Source organism: Streptomyces sp. NPDC088733 (assembly GCF_044751185.1).
Lineage (GTDB): Bacteria > Actinomycetota > Actinomycetes > Streptomycetales > Streptomycetaceae > Actinacidiphila.
Genome location: NZ_JBIVLH010000026.1, coordinates 86,031 through 108,121 on the forward strand (window position 1 = coordinate 86,031; position 22,091 = coordinate 108,121).

Annotated in this window: 23 protein-coding genes; 7 read left to right on the top strand and 16 right to left on the bottom strand. The window is 72.5% G+C overall.

The window, feature by feature from the left end; all coding sequences use genetic code 11:
- Nucleotides 1–92: 92 nt before the first annotated feature.
- The 9 genes from ACIP64_RS33980 to ACIP64_RS34020 all read right to left on the bottom strand — a co-directional run bounded on the left by ACIP64_RS33980 (nt 93) and on the right by ACIP64_RS34020 (nt 8,439).
- Nucleotides 93–1,376: a hypothetical protein gene (locus ACIP64_RS33980; RefSeq protein ID WP_401594510.1), complete on the bottom strand. Its 1,284-nt coding sequence runs from the start codon at nt 1,374–1,376 to the stop codon at nt 93–95.
- Nucleotides 1,377–1,724: 348 nt separating this feature from the next.
- The gene (gene kdpC, locus ACIP64_RS33985) at nt 1,725–2,354 is read right to left on the bottom strand and encodes a potassium-transporting ATPase subunit KdpC (protein WP_401594513.1); all 630 of its coding nucleotides are present in this window, start codon (nt 2,352–2,354) and stop codon (nt 1,725–1,727) included.
- Nucleotides 2,355–2,359: 5 nt separating this feature from the next.
- The gene (gene kdpB / locus ACIP64_RS33990; RefSeq protein WP_401594515.1) at nt 2,360–4,465 is read right to left on the bottom strand and encodes a potassium-transporting ATPase subunit KdpB; all 2,106 of its coding nucleotides are present in this window, start codon (nt 4,463–4,465) and stop codon (nt 2,360–2,362) included.
- A 35-nt stretch (nt 4,466–4,500) separates the two neighbouring features.
- On the bottom strand, nt 4,501–6,162 hold the full coding sequence (gene kdpA, locus ACIP64_RS33995) for a potassium-transporting ATPase subunit KdpA (RefSeq protein WP_401594519.1): 1,662 nt from the start codon (nt 6,160–6,162) through the stop codon (nt 4,501–4,503).
- 9 nt (nt 6,163–6,171) lie between these two features.
- On the bottom strand, nt 6,172–6,261 hold the full coding sequence (gene kdpF / locus ACIP64_RS34000) for a K(+)-transporting ATPase subunit F (protein ID WP_401594522.1): 90 nt from the start codon (nt 6,259–6,261) through the stop codon (nt 6,172–6,174).
- Nucleotides 6,258–6,413 carry a hypothetical protein gene (locus tag ACIP64_RS34005; protein WP_401594525.1) on the bottom strand — a complete coding sequence of 52 codons (156 nt, stop codon included), beginning with the start codon at nt 6,411–6,413 and terminating at the stop codon, nt 6,258–6,260. Before ACIP64_RS34005 ends, kdpF begins: the two co-directional genes overlap by 4 nt.
- Before the next feature lie 133 nt (nt 6,414–6,546).
- Nucleotides 6,547–7,314 carry a DUF3710 domain-containing protein gene (locus tag ACIP64_RS34010; protein WP_401594528.1) on the bottom strand — a complete coding sequence of 256 codons (768 nt, stop codon included), beginning with the start codon at nt 7,312–7,314 and terminating at the stop codon, nt 6,547–6,549.
- Nucleotide 7,315: 1 nt separating this feature from the next.
- Entirely contained in the window at nt 7,316–7,840 is a 525-nt protein-coding gene (gene dut / locus ACIP64_RS34015) for a dUTP diphosphatase (RefSeq protein WP_401594531.1), read from the bottom strand.
- The gene (locus ACIP64_RS34020) at nt 7,837–8,439 is read right to left on the bottom strand and encodes a PaaI family thioesterase (protein WP_401594534.1); all 603 of its coding nucleotides are present in this window, start codon (nt 8,437–8,439) and stop codon (nt 7,837–7,839) included. The genes dut and ACIP64_RS34020 overlap by 4 nt, the downstream gene beginning before the upstream one ends.
- Nucleotides 8,440–8,535: 96 nt before the next feature.
- On the opposite strand from ACIP64_RS34020, the gene ACIP64_RS34025 reads away from it, so the two are divergent.
- Together ACIP64_RS34025 and ACIP64_RS34030 are read left to right on the top strand one after the other, a co-directional pair.
- The gene (locus ACIP64_RS34025) at nt 8,536–9,420 is read left to right on the top strand and encodes an SDR family oxidoreductase (RefSeq protein WP_401594537.1); all 885 of its coding nucleotides are present in this window, start codon (nt 8,536–8,538) and stop codon (nt 9,418–9,420) included.
- A gap of 26 nt (nt 9,421–9,446) precedes the next feature.
- Nucleotides 9,447–9,899 (top strand): DUF3093 domain-containing protein, encoded by a 453-nt coding sequence (locus tag ACIP64_RS34030; protein WP_401594539.1) that lies wholly within the window; start codon nt 9,447–9,449, stop codon nt 9,897–9,899.
- Between the two features lie 16 nt (nt 9,900–9,915).
- Here the strand turns inward: ACIP64_RS34030 and ACIP64_RS34035 are convergent, their stop codons facing one another.
- The 4 genes from ACIP64_RS34035 to ACIP64_RS34050 all read right to left on the bottom strand — a co-directional run bounded on the left by ACIP64_RS34035 (nt 9,916) and on the right by ACIP64_RS34050 (nt 13,347).
- Nucleotides 9,916–10,674 carry a hypothetical protein gene (locus ACIP64_RS34035; RefSeq protein WP_401594542.1) on the bottom strand — a complete coding sequence of 253 codons (759 nt, stop codon included), beginning with the start codon at nt 10,672–10,674 and terminating at the stop codon, nt 9,916–9,918.
- Nucleotides 10,675–10,689: 15 nt separating this feature from the next.
- A complete protein-coding gene (locus tag ACIP64_RS34040; protein ID WP_319659100.1) occupies nt 10,690–10,989 on the bottom strand; it encodes a DUF4193 domain-containing protein in 300 nt (99 codons plus the stop codon).
- Nucleotides 10,990–11,397: 408 nt separating this feature from the next.
- Nucleotides 11,398–12,687: a sensor histidine kinase gene (locus ACIP64_RS34045; protein ID WP_401594545.1), complete on the bottom strand. Its 1,290-nt coding sequence runs from the start codon at nt 12,685–12,687 to the stop codon at nt 11,398–11,400.
- 6 nt (nt 12,688–12,693) lie between these two features.
- A complete protein-coding gene (locus tag ACIP64_RS34050; protein ID WP_384287224.1) occupies nt 12,694–13,347 on the bottom strand; it encodes a response regulator transcription factor in 654 nt (217 codons plus the stop codon).
- A 446-nt stretch (nt 13,348–13,793) separates the two neighbouring features.
- Between ACIP64_RS34050 and ACIP64_RS34055 the strand changes: the two genes are divergently transcribed.
- Entirely contained in the window at nt 13,794–13,967 is a 174-nt protein-coding gene (locus ACIP64_RS34055; protein WP_319659104.1) for a hypothetical protein, read from the top strand.
- Between the two features lie 78 nt (nt 13,968–14,045).
- Here the strand turns inward: ACIP64_RS34055 and ACIP64_RS34060 are convergent, their stop codons facing one another.
- Nucleotides 14,046–14,846 (bottom strand): inositol monophosphatase family protein, encoded by an 801-nt coding sequence (locus tag ACIP64_RS34060; RefSeq protein WP_401594549.1) that lies wholly within the window; start codon nt 14,844–14,846, stop codon nt 14,046–14,048.
- Between the two features lie 35 nt (nt 14,847–14,881).
- Nucleotides 14,882–16,015 (bottom strand): ferrochelatase, encoded by a 1,134-nt coding sequence (locus tag ACIP64_RS34065; RefSeq protein WP_401594551.1) that lies wholly within the window; start codon nt 16,013–16,015, stop codon nt 14,882–14,884.
- Between the two features lie 185 nt (nt 16,016–16,200).
- On the opposite strand from ACIP64_RS34065, the gene ACIP64_RS34070 reads away from it, so the two are divergent.
- From ACIP64_RS34070 to sepH, 3 genes are all read left to right on the top strand, one after another.
- The gene (locus ACIP64_RS34070) at nt 16,201–17,448 is read left to right on the top strand and encodes an MFS transporter (protein WP_401594610.1); all 1,248 of its coding nucleotides are present in this window, start codon (nt 16,201–16,203) and stop codon (nt 17,446–17,448) included.
- A complete protein-coding gene (locus tag ACIP64_RS34075; protein ID WP_401594554.1) occupies nt 17,405–18,727 on the top strand; it encodes a D-arabinono-1,4-lactone oxidase in 1,323 nt (440 codons plus the stop codon). The genes ACIP64_RS34070 and ACIP64_RS34075 overlap by 44 nt, the downstream gene beginning before the upstream one ends.
- Nucleotides 18,728–19,068: 341 nt before the next feature.
- Entirely contained in the window at nt 19,069–20,145 is a 1,077-nt protein-coding gene (gene sepH / locus ACIP64_RS34080; RefSeq protein WP_401594557.1) for a septation protein SepH, read from the top strand.
- 153 nt (nt 20,146–20,298) lie between these two features.
- Here sepH and ACIP64_RS34085 read toward each other — a convergent pair whose 3' ends face one another.
- Nucleotides 20,299–21,141, bottom strand: a complete 843-nt coding sequence (locus ACIP64_RS34085; protein WP_401594559.1) for a sulfurtransferase — start codon at nt 21,139–21,141, stop codon at nt 20,299–20,301.
- A gap of 126 nt (nt 21,142–21,267) precedes the next feature.
- On the opposite strand from ACIP64_RS34085, the gene ACIP64_RS34090 reads away from it, so the two are divergent.
- Nucleotides 21,268–22,050 (top strand): VOC family protein, encoded by a 783-nt coding sequence (locus ACIP64_RS34090; protein ID WP_401594562.1) that lies wholly within the window; start codon nt 21,268–21,270, stop codon nt 22,048–22,050.
- The last annotated feature ends 41 nt before the right edge of the window (nt 22,051–22,091 follow it).

Consider the following 22,091-nt stretch of genomic DNA (forward strand, 5'->3'; position numbering starts at 1 on the left):
CCCAGGGCATTGGCAAAGCCATGACGTCGCGCGGAGGGCCTTTGACGCCGCCTTGACACCGGCGCCACCGCGCGCGCCGACGACGGCGCCGCTCAGCGGAACTCCGCGAGGCGGGGTCGCAGGCCGAGCAGGACCAGACCCGCCGCCACGGCCACGCCGCCCGCGAGCCCCAGTGGCAGCGGGAGCGCGGCGCGCGCGCCGTCGGCGGAGGCGTGCTTGTACGCGGACATGTTGATGGCGATGAGGTCGCGCAGCGCCGCGTCGAAGGCGGCGAAGTCGTGATTGGACTCACCGGGGGCGTACCCGGTGCCGTAGGCCACTGCCTCGGTGTGCCGGCCGGACCGGGCGAGAGCGCGAATCGTGCGGTCGTCGCGCTGGTAGACCCGGTAGCGATCGAGCACGCGTGCGGCGGCAGCGCGCTCGCCGGGGAAGGTGATGTTGCGGAACTCGTCGCCGAGGAAGCCCGTCGCACGGTCGTCGACGCGGACGGCGTCGAGCCCGGCGGCATAGGTGCCGATCGTGGCGTCCGGCACCCGGAGCAGCCGCTGGCTCTTGCCGAGGAAGGCGGCCTCCTGCGCTCCGGCGTGGGCCCGGTCGAGCAGGTAGCGGGACTCGTCCGCGTTGGCGTCGTAGGCGACGGCGCGAGCGCGGGTGAGGGCCAGGACGGAGTCGAACGCGTCCCGTCGCGCGACGTCCAGATCGTGTCGCTGCGCCCCGACGCCCGCGGCGCCCGCCACGGTCGCGGCGAGCACAAGCAGGGTGGCCGCTGCGGCCCCGGGATTGATCACGCGGCGGAAACGCCCGGCGAGGTGGATCTGCAGCGCGACAAGGACCGCCAGCAGCGCCAGGCCCGAAGCGAGCAGCGCGTCGCGCGACCGCGCCTCCCGCACGAGGGCGTCCCGGTAGGTGTGCTCGAAGGCGCGGTCGTTCCCCGTCACCAGGGCGTCGGCCTCAGGCAGCAGGCGTGTGCGCATCAAACGCGTGGCATTGCGGTACTCCGCGATGCGGCCCAGCGCCAAGGCGCGAGCGGCCAGTTCCTCGTACGCCCCGAAGTCCGCGATGGCGGCGGCGACCGCGCGCTCGCCTTCCGGATCACCGGCGGCCGCCCCGGCGAGGTCGCGGAGGTAGCCGGCGGCCTCGACGCGGCGCTGTTCGTAGACGCGAGCCGCGTCGGAGCGCGTCCCGGCGAGCGACGCGGTGCGGCCTGCCAGCAACTGGTTGGCGATCTGGGCGTCCATGTCGTTCAGGGCGAAGTACAGCCCGGTAGCGCTGGTCACGCGGGGCGCGGAGTGGTCCCTGACCGCGTCCCACGAAGCGTCGGCGGCCAAGCCGCCCGTCACCAGGACGGCCACGAGCGCCGCGCACGCCGTCAGCACGAGCGCGCGGAGGCCGCGCAGCCGTGCCGGTACGGTGACCGGGCGACGGCCGCGCGGCCTCCGTGGGCGACGCGTGGGGGCCTCCGGTGGGACGCGGTGGCGCCCTCCGGGGTCCGGTTCCGGCGGCCCCCGCAGGCGCCTCCCGGTCTTTCGCAGCAGTGACGGCGATCGCCATCGGGCTGCGCCCCCCTTCGCACACCGCGGAGCGGCCTCCTCGGGCCCCCCTCGCGACCACCACTCTTCCCGCGATCGCGGCCCCGGCCCGCCGCCTTGGCGGGTTCCGTACGCCGCCGGCGCCGCCCCTGACGCGTCCCTGATGCCACGGGGCGGGGCGGAGAGGCGGCGGGGTCAGCCGGCCAGCCGCTCGAGGGCGAGGTTGAGCTCCAGGACGTTGACGATCGGCCCGCCGAGGAAGCCCAGTTGCCGGCCGTCGGTGTGCTCCTTGACGAGCTTGGCGACCTCGGCGGTGGGCAGGCCGTTGGCACGGGCGACGCGGGCGGTCTGGAGGGCCGCGTAGGCCGGGGAGATGTCCGGGTCGAGGCCCGAGCCGGAGGCCTGGACGGCGTCGTCCGGGACCTGGGACTGCGGCACGTGGTTGAACGCGGCGACGTCCTTCTTGCGCTCCTTCACCAGGTCGGTCAGCACCTTGCTGGTGGCCGCCAGATTGGAGGCGCTGGTGTACGTCGGGTCGTAGGGGCCCGCGCCGTTCCCAGCGTCGGCGGCCGAGGGACGCGGCTGGAACCAGCGGGGGTCGGGCGCGAAGTCCTTGCCGGTCGTGAAGTTCTGGCCGATGAGCTCCGAGCCGACGACCCTGCCTCCGGCCGTCACCTCGGAGCCGTTCGCCTGCCGGTGGAAGGCCGCCTGGCCCACGCCCCACACAGCGAGGGGGTAGACGACGCCGGTCACGACGGTCAGCACCAGCAGCGCGCGCAGGGCGCTCCAGAGCAGCCGGGCGGAGTGGCGTGCGGAAGTGTTCATGGTGGTCAGCCGATTCCGGGAATCAGGGAGATGAGCAGGTCGATGATCTTGATGCCGATGAACGGGGCGACGAGGCCGCCGAGGCCGTAGATCGCGAGGTTGCGGCGGAGCATCCGGTCGGCGCCGGTCGGCCGGTACCGCACGCCGCGCAGGGCGAGCGGCACCAGGGCGACGATGATCAGCGCGTTGAAGACCACCGCGGAGAGGATCGCGGACTCCGGCGAGGACAGCTGCATGATGTTGAGCTTGTCCAGGCCCGGATAGACGATCGCGAACATCGCGGGGATGATCGCGAAGTACTTCGCCACGTCGTTGGCGATGGAGAAGGTCGTCAGCGCGCCGCGGGTGATCAGCAACTGCTTGCCGATCTCCACGATCTCGATGAGCTTGGTGGGGTTGGAGTCCAGGTCCACCATGTTCCCGGCCTCCTTGGCGGCCGAGGTACCGGTGTTCATGGCCACGCCGACATCGGCCTGGGCCAGCGCCGGGGCGTCGTTGGTGCCGTCACCGGTCATCGCGACGAGCTTGCCGCCCGCCTGCTCCCGCTTGATCAGCGCCATCTTGTCCTCGGGCGTCGCCTCCGCCAGGAAGTCGTCGACACCCGCCTCGTCCGCGATCGCGCGGGCGGTCAGCGGGTTGTCACCCGTGATCATCACCGTGCGGATGCCCATCCGGCGCAGCTCGTCGAACCGCTCCCGCATGCCCTCCTTGACGACGTCCTTCAGGTGGACGACACCCAGGACCCGGGCCGCGCCGCTGTCCTTGACCGCGACCAGCAGCGGGGTGCCGCCCGCGGCGGAGATGGAGTCCACGACGTGCTGGGCGTCGGCCGCGACGTCGCCGCCGTTCCCGGTGACCCACGCGGTGACTGCGGACGCGGCGCCCTTGCGGACCTGCCGGTCCTCCAGGTCGACGCCGGACATGCGGGTCTGGGCCGTGAAGGGCACGAACTCGGCGCGGCCGAGCTCGCCCTCGCTCCGGGCCCGCAGGCCGTACCGCTCCTTCGCCAGGACGACGACGGAGCGGCCCTCGGGCGTCTCGTCGGCCAGCGACGACAGCTGCGCGGCGTCCGCCAGCTCCGCCTCGCCCGCGCCCGCCACGGGGACGAACTCCGCGGCCTGGCGGTTGCCGAGGGTGATGGTGCCGGTCTTGTCCAGCAGCAGGGTCGAGACGTCGCCCGCGGCCTCGACGGCGCGCCCGGACATCGCCAGCACATTGCGCTGCACCAGGCGGTCCATGCCGGCGATGCCGATCGCCGACAGCAGCGCGCCGATGGTCGTCGGGATGAGGCAGACCAGCAGAGCGACCAGGACGATCATCGACTGCTCGGCGCCCGCGTAGACCGCGAACGGCTGCAGGGTGACGACCGCCAGCAGGAAGACGACGGTCAGCGAGGCCAGCAGGATGTTGAGCGCGATCTCGTTGGGCGTCTTCTGCCGGGAGGCGCCCTCGACCAGGGCGATCATCCGGTCGATGAAGGTCTCGCCCGGCTTGGTGGTGATCCGTACCTCGATGCGGTCGGACAGCACCTTGGTGCCGCCCGTGACCGCCGAGCGGTCGCCGCCGGACTCCCGGATGACCGGGGCCGACTCACCGGTGATGGCCGACTCGTCCACCGAGGCGACACCCTCGACGACATCACCGTCGCCCGGGATGATGTCGCCGGCCTCGCAGACCACCAGGTCGCCGATCCGCAAGGAGGCGCCCGGGACGTGCTCCTCCTTGCCGTCGGTCAGCCGGCGCGCGACGGTGTCGGTCTTGGCCTTGCGCAGGGTGTCGGCCTGGGCCTTGCCGCGGCCCTCGGCGACGGCCTCCGCCAGGTTGGCGAAGATCACGGTCAGCCACAGCCAGACGGTGATCGCCCAGCCGAACCAGTCGGCGGGGGACAGCGCCGCCAGCACGGTGGTGAACACCGAGCCGATCAGCACGACGAACATGACGGGCGACTTGGCCATCACCCGGGGGTCGAGCTTGCGCAGCGCGTCCGGCAGCGACCTCAGCAACTGCGCCGGGTCGAACATGCCGCCCGAGACACGGCCGCGCTGTCCCGCGGCGGGGGCGTGCGGTGCCGTCCCCGCCCTGGACCCGCGCGGGGACGATGCGGTGGACATGGCTTCCTCTTCGGGGGTGGGTCGGTCCGCGCGGCTCATGACAGTCCCTCCGCCAGCGGGCCGAGGGCCAGCGCCGGGAAGTAGGTCAGGCCCGTGATGATCAGGATCGCGCCGACGAGCAGACCCGCGAAGAGCAGCTTCTCGGTGCGGAGGGTGCCGGCGGTGGCCGGGACCGGCTTCTGCCCGGCGAGCGAGCCCGCCAGCGCCAGGACGAAGATCATCGGCACGAAGCGGCCCAGCACCATCGCGAGGCCGAGCGTCGTGTTGTACCACCGCGTGTCGGCGCTGAGGCCCGCGAAGGCGGAGCCGTTGTTGTTGCCGGCCGAGGTGTAGGCGTACAGCACTTCCGAGAAGCCGTGCGGGCCGCTGTTCAGGATGGAGTGCGGCGGGGTCGGCAGCGCCATGGCCAGGGCCGTGAAGCAGAGCACGATCGCGGGGGTGACGAGGATGTAGAGCGCGGCGAGCTTGATCTCGCGCGTGCCGATCTTCTTGCCCAGGTACTCCGGCGTACGGCCGACCATCAGGCCCGCGATGAAGACCGCGACGATCGCCATGATCAGGATGCCGTAGAGGCCGGACCCGGTGCCGCCGGGGGCGATCTCGCCGAGCATCATCGACAGCAGCGTGATGCCGCCGCCGAACCCGGTGAGGGAGGAGTGGGCGGCGTCCACCGCGCCGGTCGAGGTCAGGGTCGTGCTCACCGCGAACAGCGACGAGCCCCCGATGCCGAAGCGCTGCTCCTTGCCCTCCATGGCGCCGCCGGCGATCTGGTTCGCCGAGCCGGGGTGGGCGAACTCCGCCCAGCTCATCAGGGCGACGAAGGCGATCCAGATGACGCCCATGGCGGCGAGGATCGCGTAGCCCTGCTTCACGCTGCCGACCAGCCTGCCGAAGGTCCGGGTCAGCGAGACCGGGATCACCAGGAGCAGGAAGATCTCGAAGAGGTTGGTGAACGCGTCCGGGTTCTCGAACGGGTGGGCGGAGTTGACGTTGTAGAAACCGCCGCCGTTCGTGCCCAGCTCCTTGATGGCCTCCTGGGACGCGACCGGCCCGCCGGTCAGCGTCTGATGGCCGCCGGCGAGGGTGGACACGTCGTGCCAGCCGGCGAAGTTCTGCACCACGCCGAAGGCGATCAGGACGATCGCGGCGACGAAGGCGATCGGCAGCAGGATGCGCACGGTGCCGCGGACCAGGTCGGCCCAGAAGTTGCCGAGGTCCCCTGTGCGGGACCGGGCGAAGCCGCGGACCAGCGCCATGGCCACGGCCATGCCGACCGCCGCCGACACGAAGTTCTGCACCGCCAGACCGGCGGCCTGGGCGGCGTGCCCCATGGAGTTCTCGCCCATGTACGACTGCCAGTTCGTGTTGGTCACGAAGGAGGTCGCGGTGTTGAACGCCTGGTCGGGGCTGAACGCGGCGAATCCGAGGGAGAGCGGGAGATGGTTCTGGACCCGCAGGAACAGGTAGAGGAAGAGCACGCCGACGAAGGAGAATGCCAGGACCGCCCGCAGGTAGGAAGGCCAGCGCATCTCGGCGTCGGGGTCGGCGCCGAAGCAGCGGTAGAGGACGCGCTCGACCCGCAGGTGCCTGCCGGAGCTGTAGACGGCGGCCATGTAGTCGCCGAAGGGCCGGTACACCAGGGCCAGCGCCGCCACGAGGGCGACGACCTGGAGCACTTGGGCGGGTACGGGGCCCATGTCCGGGCCTCAGAACTTCTCGGGGAAGACGAGCGCGAGGACGAGGTAGCCCAGCAGCGCGACGGCCACGACGAGCCCGACGATGTTCTCCGCGCTCACAGCTTCGTCACCGCCTTGGCGATGAAGGCCACCAGCGCGAACACCGCGACCGTGATGGCCACGAAGACCAGATCGGCCATCACGTGCTCCTCAATCGGACAGAACGGACATTGACCAGGACAGCAAACATCCGATCCACCGGCCGCCCCCACGCGTTGACGCCTCCCTGACGGGCCCTGGCGCCGACTTGACGGCCCCTTGACGACAACCCGTTTGACCTGCGAAAACGCCGACGTGCCGATCCGCTTCAGCGGATCGGCACGTCGGTCGGGTCGTTAGGCGGCGCTAGTGCACCTCGGTGATCTCCGGTCCACGGCGCATCGGGTCGATGCCGTCGGAGAAGCGTCCGCCGTCGTGGTCCTGGGCGATGCCCTCGGGAACCATCTGCGCGTCGTTCGGCAGCTTCAGCACGATCGGGTCGCGCGGGGCCATCGGGGTGTCGCCGCGCAGGACGACGGTGTCGCGGAAGATCTGCTCCAGCAGGCCCGCGGTCTCCGGCTGGACGGCGCCCTGGCCGGAGATGACACCGCGCAGGAACCAGCGCGGTCCGTCGCAGCCGACGAAGCGCACGACCTGCACACCGTTGGTGCCGTTGGGCAGCTGGACCGGCACCTGGGCGCGCAGCTCCCAGCCGAGCGGGCCCTCGACCTCGTCGACGATGCCGCCCTGCTTGGTGATCCCGGACGCGATCTCGTCACGGACCTCGCCCCAGATGCCCTCGGACTTCGGCGCGGCGAAGCCCTGCAGCTGGATGGCGCTGTCCCGCAGCACCACAGTGGCGGCGACGATGGACTCGCCGGCCACCTCGACCCGCAGTTCCATGCCCTGGACACCGGGCACGAACAGGCCACCGAGGTCGACCCGGCCCTCGCCGGGTGTGCCGACCTCACTCACGTCCCACGGACCGTCCGGCCTCGGGGCGGGCGGAAGGTTGTACCGACGGGACTCCATGGAGTCGTCCGACTCCTCGGCGTCTTCGGCCAGCTCGTCAGGGCTCTCGGCCTCGAGCTCGTCGAGGGCGTCTTCGCGCTCCTTGCGACGACGACGGAACACGTCACTGTCCTTCCCGGTCAGCGATGACCGATGCGTATCCATGGCCGGACGGACCGACCGGCGGGCCGTCCACCGCGGCATGACCCCCCGTGGAGCCGAAGCCCCCCGTCGCCCGCGCCGAATCGGGCAGTTCCGCCACCTCGTGGAAGCGGACCCGCTCGACCTGCTGGACGACCAACTGCGCGATCCGGTCCCCCGGGGCGAACCGCACGGTCTCGCGCGGGTCCAGGTTGACCACGATCACCTTGATCTCCCCACGGTACCCGGCATCAACCGTTCCTGGGGCATTCACGAGTGCCACTCCGCACCTCGCGGCGAGGCCGGAGCGCGGATGCACGAAGGCCGCGTACCCCTCCGGAAGGGCGATCGAAACGCCTGTCGGCAGCACCGCCCGCTCGCCGGGGGCCAGCTCCGCCGCCCGGGTGGTGACGAGGTCGGCGCCGGCGTCGCCGGGGTGCCCGTACGAGGGAATCGGGACGTCCGCGTCGAGCCGCCTGATCAGCACGTCCAGCGGCGGGCGGCTCACGGGTTCACCTCGACGGCGCGGGCGGCTCCGGCCCGGCCGGGATCCCCGACGACGGCCCGGATCTCCCGCGCGCGGCCGTGCTCGGTGAAGTGCGCGGGCTTGACCTCGACGAACAGCGCGTCCGCGCGCACCGCGACCGGGCCGTCGGGGCCGCCGATCCGGCCCGTGGCGGTGCAGTAGATCTTGCGCCCGGCGACCGCCGTGCAGCGCGCGTCCAGGTGGAGGGTGGCGCCGACGGGGACGGGCCGGACGTACTCGGTCTCCAGGCGGCCGGTGACCGCGATCCGGCGCAGCAGCCAGTTGAGGGAGCCGAGTGTCTCGTCGAGCGCGGTCGCCAGCACACCGCCGTGCGCGAGGCCGGGAGCACCCTGGTGCGCCGGTTGTACGGTGAACTCGGCGGTGACCGAGACGCCCTCGCCGGCCCGCGCCTCCAGGTGCAGGCCGTGGGGCTGGGCCCCGCCGCAGCCGAAGCAGTGCTCGTAGTGCGCGCCGAGCGGTTCGCCGGGCGCGGGCGCGTCGGGGTGCCGCAGGGGCGGCGACGCGTCCTGCGGCGGCGTCAGGCCCGGGCGGGCCGGGACGTCGGGTGTGGCTCCGTTCACGCGGGAGACCCTACCCTCCTGCGGGATCCTTTCCCGCCGCCCGCCCGTTCTCCCTCCGGCCACGCGGCACGTGTCCCCCATCCCTTGGAGCACCCCATGACCCCCAGGTCCGTCGTCGTCACCGGAGCCGGATGCGGGATCGGCCTGGCGATCACGCTCGAACTGGCCCACGCCGGCTACGACGTCATCGGTACGGTGCGCACCGAGGAGAAGGCCGAGGCCCTGCGCGCGGCGGTGGCCAGGACCGGTGCGTCGGTGCGCACGGTGCTGCTGGACGTCGCGGACGCCACGTCGTCCGTACGGGCGTTCACGGAGATCGCCACGGTGACCGACGGGGGTCCCTGGGCGGTGGTCAACAACGCCGGCATCGCGCAGCCCGGCGCGATCGAGGACGTCGACGACGAACAGGTGCGCCAGCAGCTGGAGATCAACCTGGTGGCACCGGCGCGCATCGCCCGGCTCGTGCTGCCGACCATGCGCGCCCGGCGCGCGGGCCGCATCGTGAACATCTCCTCGGTCTCCGGCCGGGTCTCGACGCCGCTGCTCGGCTGGTACTGCGCGAGCAAGCAGGGCCTGGAGGCGGTCACGGACGCGCTGCGCATGGAGGCCGCGCCGTTCGGGGTGAAGGTGGTGCTGGTCGAGCCCGGGTCCTTCGGGACGGACATCTGGGAGCGCGGTGCCTCGCGGCTGCCGCAGGGCACCACCTCGCCGTACCGCGACCAGTACGAGGCCGTGGAGGACCGGCTGGGACGCGAGCTGCCGGGTCCCCGCCCGGTGGCCCGCACGGTCCTCAAGGCGCTGTCGGCGCCCCGGCCGCTCCCCCGCTACCTGGTGGGCGGCGACGCCCGCTCCTCGGCCGTCCTGGACGCCGCCCTGCCCACCGCCGCCACCGACTGGGCCAAGCAGGTCGCCGTCGGCCTGCGCACGGCGCCGCGTGCCGCGCAGGCCCTGTCGCGCCTGCGGTCCCGCGGCGGGTACTGACAGGGCGGCATGACAAGCTGGGTGGCATGACCGGCATGACCTATGACGAGCGGCTGACCGCGCCGCGTTCGTGGTGGCTGCTCGCCTTCGGCGCGGGTGTGTCCCTGGCGCTGATCCTGCTGCCCTTCGGGGCGTTGCCGCTGCTCGGCGGCCTCGTCGGGGGTACGGCGGCAGGAGCGGTCGCGGTGAGCTCGTACGGCTCGGCGCGGCTGCGGGTGGTGGCCGGGTCGCTGGTCGCGGGCGACGCGCGGATCCCGGTGGGCGCGCTCGGCGAGGCGACCGTGCTGGACCACGAGGAAGCGCTGGCCTGGCGCTCCTACAAGGCCGATCCGCGCGCGTTCATGCTCCTGCGGTCGTATGTGCCGACCGCGCTGAGGATCGAGGTCACCGACCCCGCGGATCCGACGCCCTATCTGTACCTCTCCACCCGGGCCCCCGAGCGGCTGGCCGCCGCGCTGCGGGAGATGCGGACCGCCTGAGGCGTCCGCGGCGGCCTCAGTCGTCCGCGCCGGGCTCGCCGGCCTCCAGGGCGGGCGGCGGCTCCTCGGCGGAGAGCAGCGCCCAGGGCACCTGCCGTTCGCGCAGGTCCTTGCGGATCTGCTCGGCGAGTTTCCTGGTGTCGCGCCGGTTCATCACGGCGCCGACGGCCGCGCCGACCATGAACGGCGCCAGCGTCGGCAGATTGCGCAGGCTGCGCTTCATGAGCTGCTGGCGCAGCTCGCGCTTCATCCGGCCGCCGAGCGCCACGTTCAGCGTGGACGGCTTGGAGAAGTCGATCCCGCGCCGCTCGGTCCACTCGGCGACGTACATCATCGCGCGCTGCCGCAGCGTGCCCGGGGCGCGCAGCCCGTAGACCTCGTGCAGCTCGGCGATGAGCTTGTACTCGATCAGGGCGACCCCGATCGTCTCGCTCGCCAGTTCGGCGGGCATGGCGGGCGGAGTCGGCAGCATGGCGGCGGCGCCGACACCGGCGCCGACCGTCGCGGTGCCCAGGGTGGCGGCGTTCACGAGCTTGTCCGCCAGCTCCTCGGGCCCGAGCCCGGGGAAGTGCCGGCGGAGCGTCTCCAGGTCCCGTACGGGTATCCGCGGGGCCGCCTCGAGGAAACCCTCGGCGAGGGTCGTCAGCGCCGCCCTGGCGCGGGCACGCCCGCGGGCGGCACGGCTCGGAGGCCCGGCCTGGGCACCGTCGACCGCCGGTTCCTCCGATGCGCCCGCGAGCGAGGCCGCGCGGCCTCGCTCGTCGTCGCTGTCCACGATGCCGGTGTCCCGTCAGGCCGCGCAGTCGCGGCAGATCGGGTTGCCGTTCTTCTCCGAGGCCAGCTGGCTGCGGTGGTGCACAAGGAAGCAGCTCATGCAGGTGAACTCGTCGGCCTGCCGGGGCAGGACCCGGACCGAGAGCTCCTCGTTGGAAAGGTCGGCGCCAGGCAGTTCGAGGGACTCGGCCTGGTCGAACTCGTCGACGTCCACCGTGGACGTGGACTTGTCGTTCCGGCGGGCCTTCAGTTCCTCGATGCTGTCTTCGTTGACATCGTCGTCGGTCTTGCGTGGTGTGTCGTAATCAGTAGCCATGTATCGCTCTCCCCCTCTGGGTGTCTGCGGTGTCTCCAGCGCACGTAACGCATGGGAGGCCGGTCTTGTGCCCGGCCCGAAGCGGAGATTTTGCCTTACATCAAGTGCCGTTACTCAATCGACACCCAACCGCACCCCCGAAGAGGTGATCGGATCCACTGCCGGTCATGACCGGAAAGGGCCGTGTTGTCGCACCTTGCTCACGCCTCCACGTGTACTTCCCGTGATCATGACCTGCGGAAACATGGATTTTTCCGCTCTTTTCCCGGACTTGCGATCACGGAGCGTACCCGCGGCCGGAATCGTATGTGTAATCGCTCACAGCATGCCGCCGCCGGGATCAGACCGCAAAATTCAGCGCAAAGCGAACACGGCCCCGGGAGTGTCGGAGAACCGTTCCCGGGTGCCTCAGACGGGGATGGCGACCCGCATGACCAGGCCACCTCCCTCGCGGGGCACCGCGGAAATGGTGCCTCCGTGGGCCCGGGCCACCGATCGCGCGATCGAGAGGCCGAGTCCCACGCCCTTGTCGCTCCCGGTCCGTTCGGTGCGCAGCCGCCGGAACGGCTCGAAAAGGTTGTCGATCTCGTACGCCGGGACGACGGGTCCGGTGTTGGTGACCGTCAGCACCGCGAGACCCGGTTCGAGGCCCGTGGTGGCCTCGACCCAGCCGTTCTCGGGGACGTTGTAGCGGACGGCGTTCTGCACGAGGTTGAGCGCGATGCGCTCCAGCAGCACGCCGTTGCCCTGCACCACCGCCTCGTGCAGTTCGCTGCGGAGCGCCACGCCCTTGGCGTCGGCCTCGCTGCGGGTCTGCTCCAGGGCCTGGGAGGCCGCCTCGGCCACGTCCACGGGCTTGCGGTCCACGATCTCGTTGTCGCTGCGGGCGAGCAGCAGCAGGCCCTCCACGAGCTGCTCGCTGCGCGTGTTGGTGGCCAGCAGGGTCTTCCCGAGCTGCTGGACCTCCGGACCGGCCGCCGAGTCGGACAGCTGGACCTCCAGCAGGGTGCGGTTGATCGCCAGGGGGGTCCGCAGCTCGTGGGAGGCGTTGGACACGAAGCGGCGCTGCGCGTCGAAGGACCGCTCCAGCCGCTCCAGCATCTCGTCGAAGGTGTCGGCGAGCTCCTTCAGCTCGTCGTCCGGCCCGTCCAGGTGGATGCGGCGCTTGAGGTCGGAGGAGACCACGGCCTGCGCGGTGCGGGTGATCCGGCCCAGCGGGTACAGCACGCGGCCCGCCAGCAGGTACCCGAAGGCGAAGGCCAGGACGGCGAGACCGATCAGGGCGAACAGCGACCGCCGCAGCAGGGTGTCGAGCGCGACCTCGCGCCGGTTCTGCATGCAGCCGTTGATGGCATCGGTGAACTCGTCGGTCGTCCCCGAACTCGGCAGCTGGCAGCTGGGCGTCGTGGTGGCCACATGGCCGCTGAGCAGGCGGAAGGGCAGCTCATTGCCGTCGTGCAGGGCCTGTGCGGCCAGCAGGTAGATGATCCACAGCAGGACGACACCGGCGATCAGGAACATGCCGCCGTAGAGCAGGGTCAGCCGTATCCGGATCGTGGGGCGGAACAGCGGGCCGCGGCCGGCCGGCGACGCCGGCTCCCACGTGGGCTTGGGCGGAACGCGCGGCGGGGCCGCGGGCGAGGACGCCTGCGACGAGGACGAGGACTGGGGCGAGGGGGACGCCGGGGAAGTGGCCACGGCGCATCAGATCCGGTAGCCGGAGCCGGGCACCGTGACGATCACGGCGGGCTCGCCGAGTTTGCGGCGCAGCGTCATGACGGTGACCCGGACCACATTGGTGAAGGGGTCGGTGTTCTCGTCCCAGGCCTTCTCCAGGAGCTGCTCCGCGGACACCACGGAGCCCTCGCTGCGCAGCAGCACCTCCAGCACCGCGAACTCCTTGGGCGCCAGATGCACCTGCCGTCCCTCGCGCACCACCTCGCGGCGGTTGGGGTCGAGCCGGATGCCCGCGCGCTCCAGCACCGGCGGCAGGGGGGCGGTCGTCCGCCGGCCGAGCGCGCGCACGCGGGCGATCAGCTCGGTGAAGGCGAAGGGCTTGGGCAGGTAGTCGTCGGCGCCGAGCTCCAGGCCCTCGACGCGGTCGCTCACGTCGCCGGCGGCGGTGAGCATCAGGACCCGGGTGGGGAGGCCGAGCTCGACGACCTTGCGGCAGACGTCGTCCCCGTGGATCACGGGCAGGTCCCGGTCGAGGACGACGACGTCGTAGTCGTTGACCCCGATCCGCTCCAGGGCCGCCCCACCGTCATAGACGACGTCCACGGCCATCGCCTCGCGGCGCAGTCCCGTGGCCACCGCATCGGCGAGCAGCTGTTCGTCCTCGACGACCAGTACGCGCAAGGCGCCGTTCCTTCCGTGAACATTCCCAACGGCCTGTGCGCAGGCCGAACGCGTCTCCATCCTGCACCTGGAGGCCGTAAACCGGCGGTAAGAGCGCGTCCCCGGGCCGCGCGGGAGCGAACCGGCGCCCCGCGCCGGAGGCGTCACCGCACGTGACGCGGGCCACATCGTGCGCCGCCGGGAGCGGCATCCGCGCCGGTCGCGGCCGCGCGCGGCGCGGTGGGGAGGACGGCACGGAATTCCCCGGGTTGCGGAGGTTTCCGCTCCGGCAGGCCTGGGGAGGACGACTGCACACCCCCGATCGCGCCCCCTGGGCGTTCGCAGTCGACTTGTGGCGGCAGCCGTCGCGCGATCCGCGGGGACCTCGGAACGACCTGACCGCAGCCGATCGACCCTTACCCACCCACACCCTGTGTCACCTATCGACGACGAGGGGGCGCCACCTGATGGACGCATTCACCACTGGCATCCTGCAGCGCATACACAGCACTGAGTCGGACCTGCTCGCCGCCCGGGAGGCGGGGGACGAGTTCCTGGCCGAAGTCGAGGAGGCCGAACTGGCCGATCTGCGCCGCCTCGCCGCCGACCACGGCGTACAGGTGCTGCCCAAGATCGCCTGAGGCATCCGGACACAAGCGCCGCGCCCCGGACACCGCACAAGGTGCCGGGGCGTTCGCGCGCCCCGGCACCCACCCGGTTCAGTCGTGCCAGGCGCCGAGCTCCTCCAGGAGCGCCTGCAACGGCTCGAAGACGCCCGTCGGCGCCGCCACCGTCAGCTCCCGCGACAGCGGCTCCCCCGGGCGGCCCCCGGTGAGGGCGCCCGCCTCGCGGGCGAAGAGGTCGCCCGCCGCGTAGTCCCAGATGTTCAGCCCGCGCTCGTAGTACGCGTCGAGCCGGCCGCAGCCCACGTCGCACAGGTCGATGGCGGCCGACCCGGCCCGGCGGATGTCCCGCACGCGCGGGATCAGCCGGCGCGCCACCTCGGCCTGCCCGGCGCGCACCTCGGTGCTGTACCCGAAGCCCGTGCCCACCAGCGCCTGCTCGAACGGCGGCGCGGGGCGCGGCCGGGCCCGTACGTCGCCCACCCACGCGCCGCGGCCGAGGACGGCGCGGTAGCTCTCGCGCCGCATGGGCGCCTCCACGACGCCGACGACCGTCTCGCCGTCGACCTGGGCGGCGATGCTGACCGCCCAGCCCGGCAGGCCGTAGAGGTAGTTCACGGTGCCGTCGAGGGGGTCGATCACCCAGCGGATGCCGGTGGTGCCCGGCGCGCTGGCGCCCTCCTCGCCGAGCAGTCCGTCGTCCGGCCGGCGTTCGCCGATGAAAGAGGCGATGAGCTTCTCCGCGGCGATGTCCATCTCGGTGACGACATCGATCGGGCTGCTCTTGGTGGCGGCCACAACGAGATCGGCCGGACGGCCGTCGCGCAGCAGCTCCCCGGCCCTGCGGGCGGCCTCCACGGCCACGGCCAGGAGTTCGTCCTTCAGCTGGTCGGTCACGGCGCTCCTTGTGCTGCGGATGGTGTCGGTGTCGGTCACTCGGCGCCCGCCGCGGCGGGACGCGGGCTGCGGGCCGGGCAGCAGCCCACCGGGCAGACGTCGTGGCTCGCGCCGAGCCGGCCCAGCGCGCAGCGTTCGGGGGTGAGGCCGCGCTCGGCCGCGGCCCGCTCCAGGACCAGCTCGCGGACGGCCGCGGCGAACCGGGGGTCGGCGCCGACCGTGGCCGAGCGGGCCACGGGCAGCCCGAGCTCGGCGGCCTTGGCGGTGGCCTCGGTGTCGAGGTCGTAGCGGACCTCCATGTGGTCCGAGACGAAGCCGATCGGCACCATGACGGCGGCCGTCGCCCCGGAGGCGTGCAGCTCCTCCAGGTGGTCGCAGATGTCGGGCTCCAGCCACGGGATGTGGGGGGCGCCGCTGCGGGACTGGTAGACGAGCTTCCACGGCCGGTCGGTGCCGGTGGCCTCGCGGACAGCGTCGGCGATCACCTGGGCGGCGTCCAGGTGCTGGGCGACGTAGGCGCCGCCGGACCCGTCCTTGGTGTGCGCTTCGACCGGGCCGGAGGTGTCGGCGGCGGCAGTGGGGATGGAGTGCGTGGTGAAGGCCAGGTGCGCACCCGCGCGTGCCTCCTGCGGCAGCTCGTCGAGCGCGGCCAGCACACCGTCGACCATGGGCCGCAGGAAGCCCGGGTGGTTGAAGTAGTGGCGCAGCTTGTCCACCCGCGGCACCGGGCGGCCCTCGGCCTCCAGCGCGGCAAGGGAGTCGGCCAGGTTCTCGCGGTACTGCCGGCAGCCGGAGTAGGAGGCGTACGCGCTGGTGGCCAGCGCCAGGACGCGGCGGCGGCCGTCGTCGGCCATCTCGCGCAGGGTGTCGGTCAGATAGGGCGCCCAGTTGCGGTTGCCCCAGTACACGGGCAGGTCGAGGCCGTGCTCGGCGAAGTCCTTGCGCAGCGCCTGCAGGAGGTCGCGGTTCTGCGCGTTGATGGGGCTGACCCCGCCGAACAGGAAGTAGTGCTGCCCCACCTCCTTCAGGCGTTCGCGCGGGATGCCGCGCCCCCGCGTGACGTTCTCCAGGAAGGGGACGACGTCGTCCGCCCCCTCGGGGCCGCCGAAGGACAGCAGGAGCAGTGCGTCGTACGGAGCGGCGGTGTCGGCCTCGGTGTGATCGGACATGTCTTTGATCCTCCCACCGCCCGCAGACGGCCGCGGAACGGCACGGACTGCACCAAGGGCGGCGCCGGACGGCGGGAAAATCGCTTGCGTTCCATTTGTAAGCTGTGATGAGCAGCCACATTCCTTACCCGCACACCCCGTACACCCCGCACCCGTACACCGGCGACGAGGCCGAGGAGCGCCCCTTGCCCAGTCCCTATCGCGCGATCTTCTCCGCCCCGGGGACCAGGGGCTTCGCCGCCGCCGGCCTGATCGGCCGGATGCCGCTGTCCATGCTCGGCATCGGGATCGTGACGATGATGTCGCAGGTCACCGGCCGCTACCGGATCGCGGGCGCGCTCGCCGCCGTACTGGCGCTGTCGGGGGCGGCGCTCGGGCCGCAGGTCTCGCGGCTGGTGGACCGGTACGGGCAGCGCAAGGTGCTGCGCCCCGCTGCCGGCATCACGGTGCTGGCCGTCGCCGCGCTGCTGGTGTGCGTACGGGAGGGGGCGCCGGACTGGACGCTCTTCGCCTGCGTCGCGGTCGCCGGGCTGACGCCGAGCCTGGGCGCCATGGTGCGGGCGCGGTGGGCGGCCATCCACCGGGGCTCGCCGGACCTGCTGCACACCGCGTACTCCTTCGAGTCCGTGGTGGACGAGATCTGCTTCATCGTGGGCCCGATCCTGTCCATCGGGCTGTGCACCGTCTGGTTCCCCGAGGCCGGCCCCCTGCTGGCCGCGCTCTTCCTGGCCGCCGGCACCTTCCTGCTCACCGCGCAGCGGTCCACCGAGCCGCCGCCGCACCCGAGGGAGCAGCACACGCGGGGCTCCGCGATGAGCTCGCGCGGTCTGCAGGTCCTGGTGGTCACCTTCGTGGCGACCGGGGCGATCTTCGGCGCGGTGGACGTCACCACCGTCGCGTTCGCCCAGGAGCAGGGCCACAAGGCCGCGGCCAGCCTCGTTCTCGCCGTGTACGCGTCAGGATCTTGCCTCGCGGGAGTCCTTTTCGGCCTGATGAGACCGCGCGGTACGGCCTCGCGTCGCTTTTTGCTGGGCGTGGGGGCCATGGGCGTGAGTATGATCCCGCCACTACTGGTCGGGAACTTGCCGTTCCTGGCCGTGGCGCTGTTCGTCGCGGGCCTGTCCATCGCGCCGACGATGGTCACCACCATGGCGCTCGTCGAGCAGTTGGTACCGCGCGCGAAGCTGACCGAGGGCATGACGTGGACGAGCACGGGGCTCGCGGTCGGTGTGGCGCTCGGGGCCTCGCTCGCCGGGTGGGTGATCGACGCGGCGGGGGCCCGGGCGGCGTTCGCGGTACCCGCCTCCGCCGCGGCACTCGCCGTGGTGGCGGCCTTCCTGGGGTACCGCCGGCTGGAGCCGGCGCCGGAGCTGGAGGGATCGCGTACGCATGGCTACGACGAACAGAACCGCCGGGAAGGCCACATGGCATAACTGGGCGGGCAACGTGCGGGCCGTCCCGGCACGCGAGGTGTCCCCGGCCTCGGTGGAGGAACTGGCCGCCGCCGTACGGAAGGCGGCCGAGGACGGCCTGCCGGCCAAGGCCGTCGGCACCGGGCACTCCTTCACCTCCGCCGCGGCCACCGCGGGCGTCCTGATCCGCCCGGAGCGCATGAGCTCCATACGCTCACTCGACCGCGCCGCCGGGACCGTGACCGTCGAGGCGGGCGTCCAGCTGAAGCACCTGAACGCGTTCCTCGCCGCCGAGGGCCTGTCGCTCACCAATATGGGCGACATCATGGAGCAGACGGCGGCAGGGGCGACGAGCACCGGCACCCACGGCACCGGCCGCGACTCGGCCTCCATCGCCGCCCAGATCACCGCACTGGAACTGGTGACGGCCGACGGCTCGGTGCTCACCTGCTCCGCCGAGGAGAACGCGGACGTCTTCGCCGCGGCCCGGATCGGGCTGGGCGCCCTCGGCGTGGTCAGCTCGCTCACCTTCGCGGTGGAACCGCTCTTCCTGCTCACCGCGCGCGAGGAGCCGATGCACTTCGACCGGGTGCTCGGGGAGTTCGACCAACTCGTCGAGGAGAACGAGCACTTCGAGTTCTACTGGTTCCCGCACACCGACGGCTGCAACACCAAGCGCAACAACCGCAGCCAGGGACCCGCCGCGCCGGTGCCCCCTGTGCGCGGCTGGCTGGACGACGAGTTCCTGTCCAACGGCGTCTTCCGGGCCGCCTGCGCGGTGGGACAGGCCGCGCCGTCGCTGATCCCGGGGATCGCGCAGGTCTCCAGCCGCGCACTGTCGGCGCGCACGTACACCGACATCCCGTACAAGGTCTTCACCCACCCGCGCCGGGTGCGCTTCGTGGAGATGGAGTACGCCGTCCCGCGGGAAGCCGCGGTGGAGGTCCTGCGGGAGCTGAAGTCGATGGTCGACTCCTCGGCGCTGCGGATCAGCTTCCCCGTGGAGGTGCGGGTCGCCCCGGCGGACGACATCGCGCTGTCGACGGCCTCGGGGCGCGAGAGCGCCTATGTGGCGGTCCACATGTACCGGGGGAGCCGGTACCAGGAGTACTTCACCGCCGTGGAGCAGATCATGACGGCGCATCAGGGCCGGCCGCACTGGGGCAAGGTCCACACCCGGGACGCCGACTGGTTCGCCGGGGCGTACCCGCGTTTCGGGGAGTTCACCGCGCTGCGGGACCGGCTCGACCCGGACCGGCTGTTCCGCAACGACTACCTGCGGCGGGTCCTGGGCGTGTAGACCACAGGCCTCCAGTTGTGGAGATTTCGTAACGGCCCCCGGCCAACTCCCTTGACCCGCTCAAAGTTCGACGGCGCGGCGCCCCACCGGCGTGGCCCAAATGGAGTACTGTGACAAATCCTGGCTCCGGGGGGAGACGGCGCACTTCATCCCGGGGTGCTGTCGAGCGACCCGGAGACACGTGACGCCGAGTGATGCATTTAGTCACTCAGCGTTGCAAAGAGGTAACCGTGCCATAACGGCGCGTCACGGCACATGCCCGACACGCCGGGAAACTCAGCAAGGTTGTGGCAGGCTGCACCCGGGCAAGTCACACTCGTCCATCGGGAGCAGCGACGCACGTGACGTCGGCAGGCACCACCCGGGAGGTAACCGTGCCCGAACTGCGTGTCGTGGCCGTCAGCAACGACGGCACACGACTGGTGCTCAAGGCTGCCGACAGCACGGAGTACACACTCCCGATCGACGAGCGCCTGCGTGCCGCCATCCGCAACGACCGGGCGCGGCTGGGCCAGATCGAGATCGAGGTCGAGAGCCACCTGCGCCCGCGCGACATCCAGGCGCGGATAAGAGCGGGCGCCACCGCCGAGGAGGTCGCGCAGCTCGCCGGCATCCCCGTCGAGCGGGTGCGGCGCTTCGAGGGCCCCGTGCTCGCGGAGCGGGCCTTCATGGCGGAGCGGGCGCGCAAGACCCCGGTCCGCCGCCAGGGCGAGAGCACCGGGCCGCAGCTCGGCGAGGCGGTCGCCGAACGCCTGCTGCTGCGGGGCGCCGAGAAGGACTCCGTCGTCTGGGACTCCTGGCGGCGCGACGACGGCACCTGGGAGGTGCTGCTCGTCTACCGCGTCGCCGGTGAGCCGCACTCGGCGAGCTGGACCTACGACCCGCCGCGGCGGCTGGTCCAGGCCGTCGACGACGAGGCGCGCGCGCTGATCGGCGAGGCCACGCAGGAGCCCCAGGAGCCGAGCTACCCCTTCGTGCCGCGGATCGCGCGGCTGCCGCGGGACCGGGCGCTGGAGCGGCCGGAGCGCGCGGGCGGCGCCGAGGAGCGGGCCGAGGAGGAACGCGACTCCCTGACCAGCCTCCTGGAGGCCGTGCCGAGCTTCCGCGGCGACATGGTCGTCCCCTCGCAGACCGCGTCGCCCGCGGCGCCGGAGATTCCCCCGGCGGCCGCCGCGGGGACCGACGGCGTGGTCGACGACCCCGAGGCGGAGGAGGCCGCGCCCCCGGCTCCCGCCGCGAGCGCGGGGTCGGCGTACGCGGACGTCCTCATGCCCCGGTCCGTGGGCGCCCACCGGGACCGGCTGGTCGGGTCCACCGACCGGCAGGCCGAGGCGGACGGGGTGCGGCCGGGACGGCGGGCGACGGTCCCGAGCTGGGACGAGATCGTCTTCGGGAGCCGGCGCAAGAAGCAGGACTGACCCGGCCGCACCGCCGCCGGTGCACCGGATGTGACGGAGCATCACCGGGCGGGTCCGTGAAGGCCGCCCGGTCTCCCACCCGCCCCCGGGCCGGTGCCTCGCGGGGCCACGCGAGGTGCCGCGCCGTGGGCGGGCAGGTGGGAGACCCGGGCCTCAGCCCGGCTGGGGGCCCGTCGCGACGGGCCGGCCGGTGTGCGACCACTCGCTCCAGGAGCCGACGTAGAGGGCTGCGGGGACACCCGCCGCGGCGAGGGCGAGCACCTCGTGGGCACCGGAGACGCCCGAACCGCAGTAGACCCCGACCGGGGTGCCCTCGGTGGCGCCGACGCCCAGGAAGCGGGCGGCAAGGTCGCCGGGCGGCAGGAACAGCCCGGTGGCGGGGTCGACGTTCTCCGTCGTGGGGGCGCTGACCGCACCCGGGATGTGCCCGGCGACGGGATAGATCGGCTCGACCTCACCGCGGTAGCGCTCGGACGCCCGCGCGTCGAGCAGTACACCGCTGCGCGCCAGTTCCGCCGCGCCGTCGGCGTCGAGCAGCGGCAGCCCGCCGGGGACGGCCGTGAAGTCCCCGTCCTCGTCGGCCGGGACGTCCGTCTCCAGGGGAAGGCCGGCCGCCGTCCAGGCGGAGAGGCCGCCGTCCAGCACCCGTACCCGCTCGTGCCCGGCCCAGCGCAGCAGCCACCAGGCGCGGGCGGCCCCCCAGCCCTGCCAGTCGTCGTAGACGACGACGTCGCGGTCCCGGCCGACGCCGGCACGCCGCATGGCGGCGGCGAACACCTCCACGTCCGGCAGCGGATGGCGGCCGGCGTCACCGGGTGCCCCGGCGAGTTCGGACTCCAGGTCGACGTAGTGCGCGCCGGGGAGGTGGCCCGCCTCGTACTCGGGGCGTCCGGGCGGCCCGCCCATCCGGTAGCGCACGTCGAGCAGGACGGGCCCGCCGTCTGACGCGCCCTTCGGCTGCGCGGCCAATTCGGTTACGGTAATGACAGGATGCATAAGCCCATTGTGGTCACCCGGCGCGGGGACCCTGCGGCGCGGCCCCCGTAGCGGCGCGCCCTGTGGTGCGAGCATTGCTGTGGTACCTCCTCCGCACCCCCGAGCGCCGCTTCCAGGAGAGAACCGATGACCGAGGTAGGGAACCGCCACCCGCACGGGACACCGTGCTGGGTCAGCCTGCTGGCACGCGGTGTCGAGGCCACGCAGGAGTTCTACGGCCACCTGTTCGGCTGGGAGTTCCACCCCGGTCCGTCCTCGCTGGGCACCTATGTGCGCGCCACCTTGGACGGGAAGAGTGTGGCCGGCATCGGCGAACTGCCCCGGGACCGGCATCTGCCGCACGCATGGACCACGTACTTCGCCGCCGACGACGCCGACAAGACCGCCGAACTGGTCCGGGGTTGCGGCGGCACGGTCGGCGTGGGCCCGCTGGACGCGGACGACGCCGGGCGGCTGGCCATCGCCCTGGACCCGCTGGGCGCGGTGTTCGGGATCTGGCAGGCCGTGCGCCACCGGGGCATCGAGACCTCCGGCGAACCGGGCTCGCCCGTGTGGAACGAACTGGTCACCCGCGAGTCGTCGATGGTCGCCGCCTTCTACTCGCTGGTCTTCGGCTTCGAGACCCAGCACATCGTCTCGACGGACTTCGACTACCTCACCCTGCAGCTCGACGGCCGCCCGGTGGGCGGCATCCACGGCGTCGGCCAGGGTCTGCCGCGCGATCGCGGCGCGCACTGGATGGCGTACTTCGAGGTGGCCGACACCGACGCGGCGGCCCGCCAGGTGGTCCAGCTCGGCGGCAGCGTGCTGCGCGCGCCGCGCGACTCCGCGTACGGGCGGGTCGCGACCGTCACCGACCCCGAGGGCGCGGTGTTCACCGTGATCCGCACGGAGCCGCTGCCGGCCTGAGCCGGTCCGCGGGCCGCCTCGCGGACGGCGCGGACGGCGCC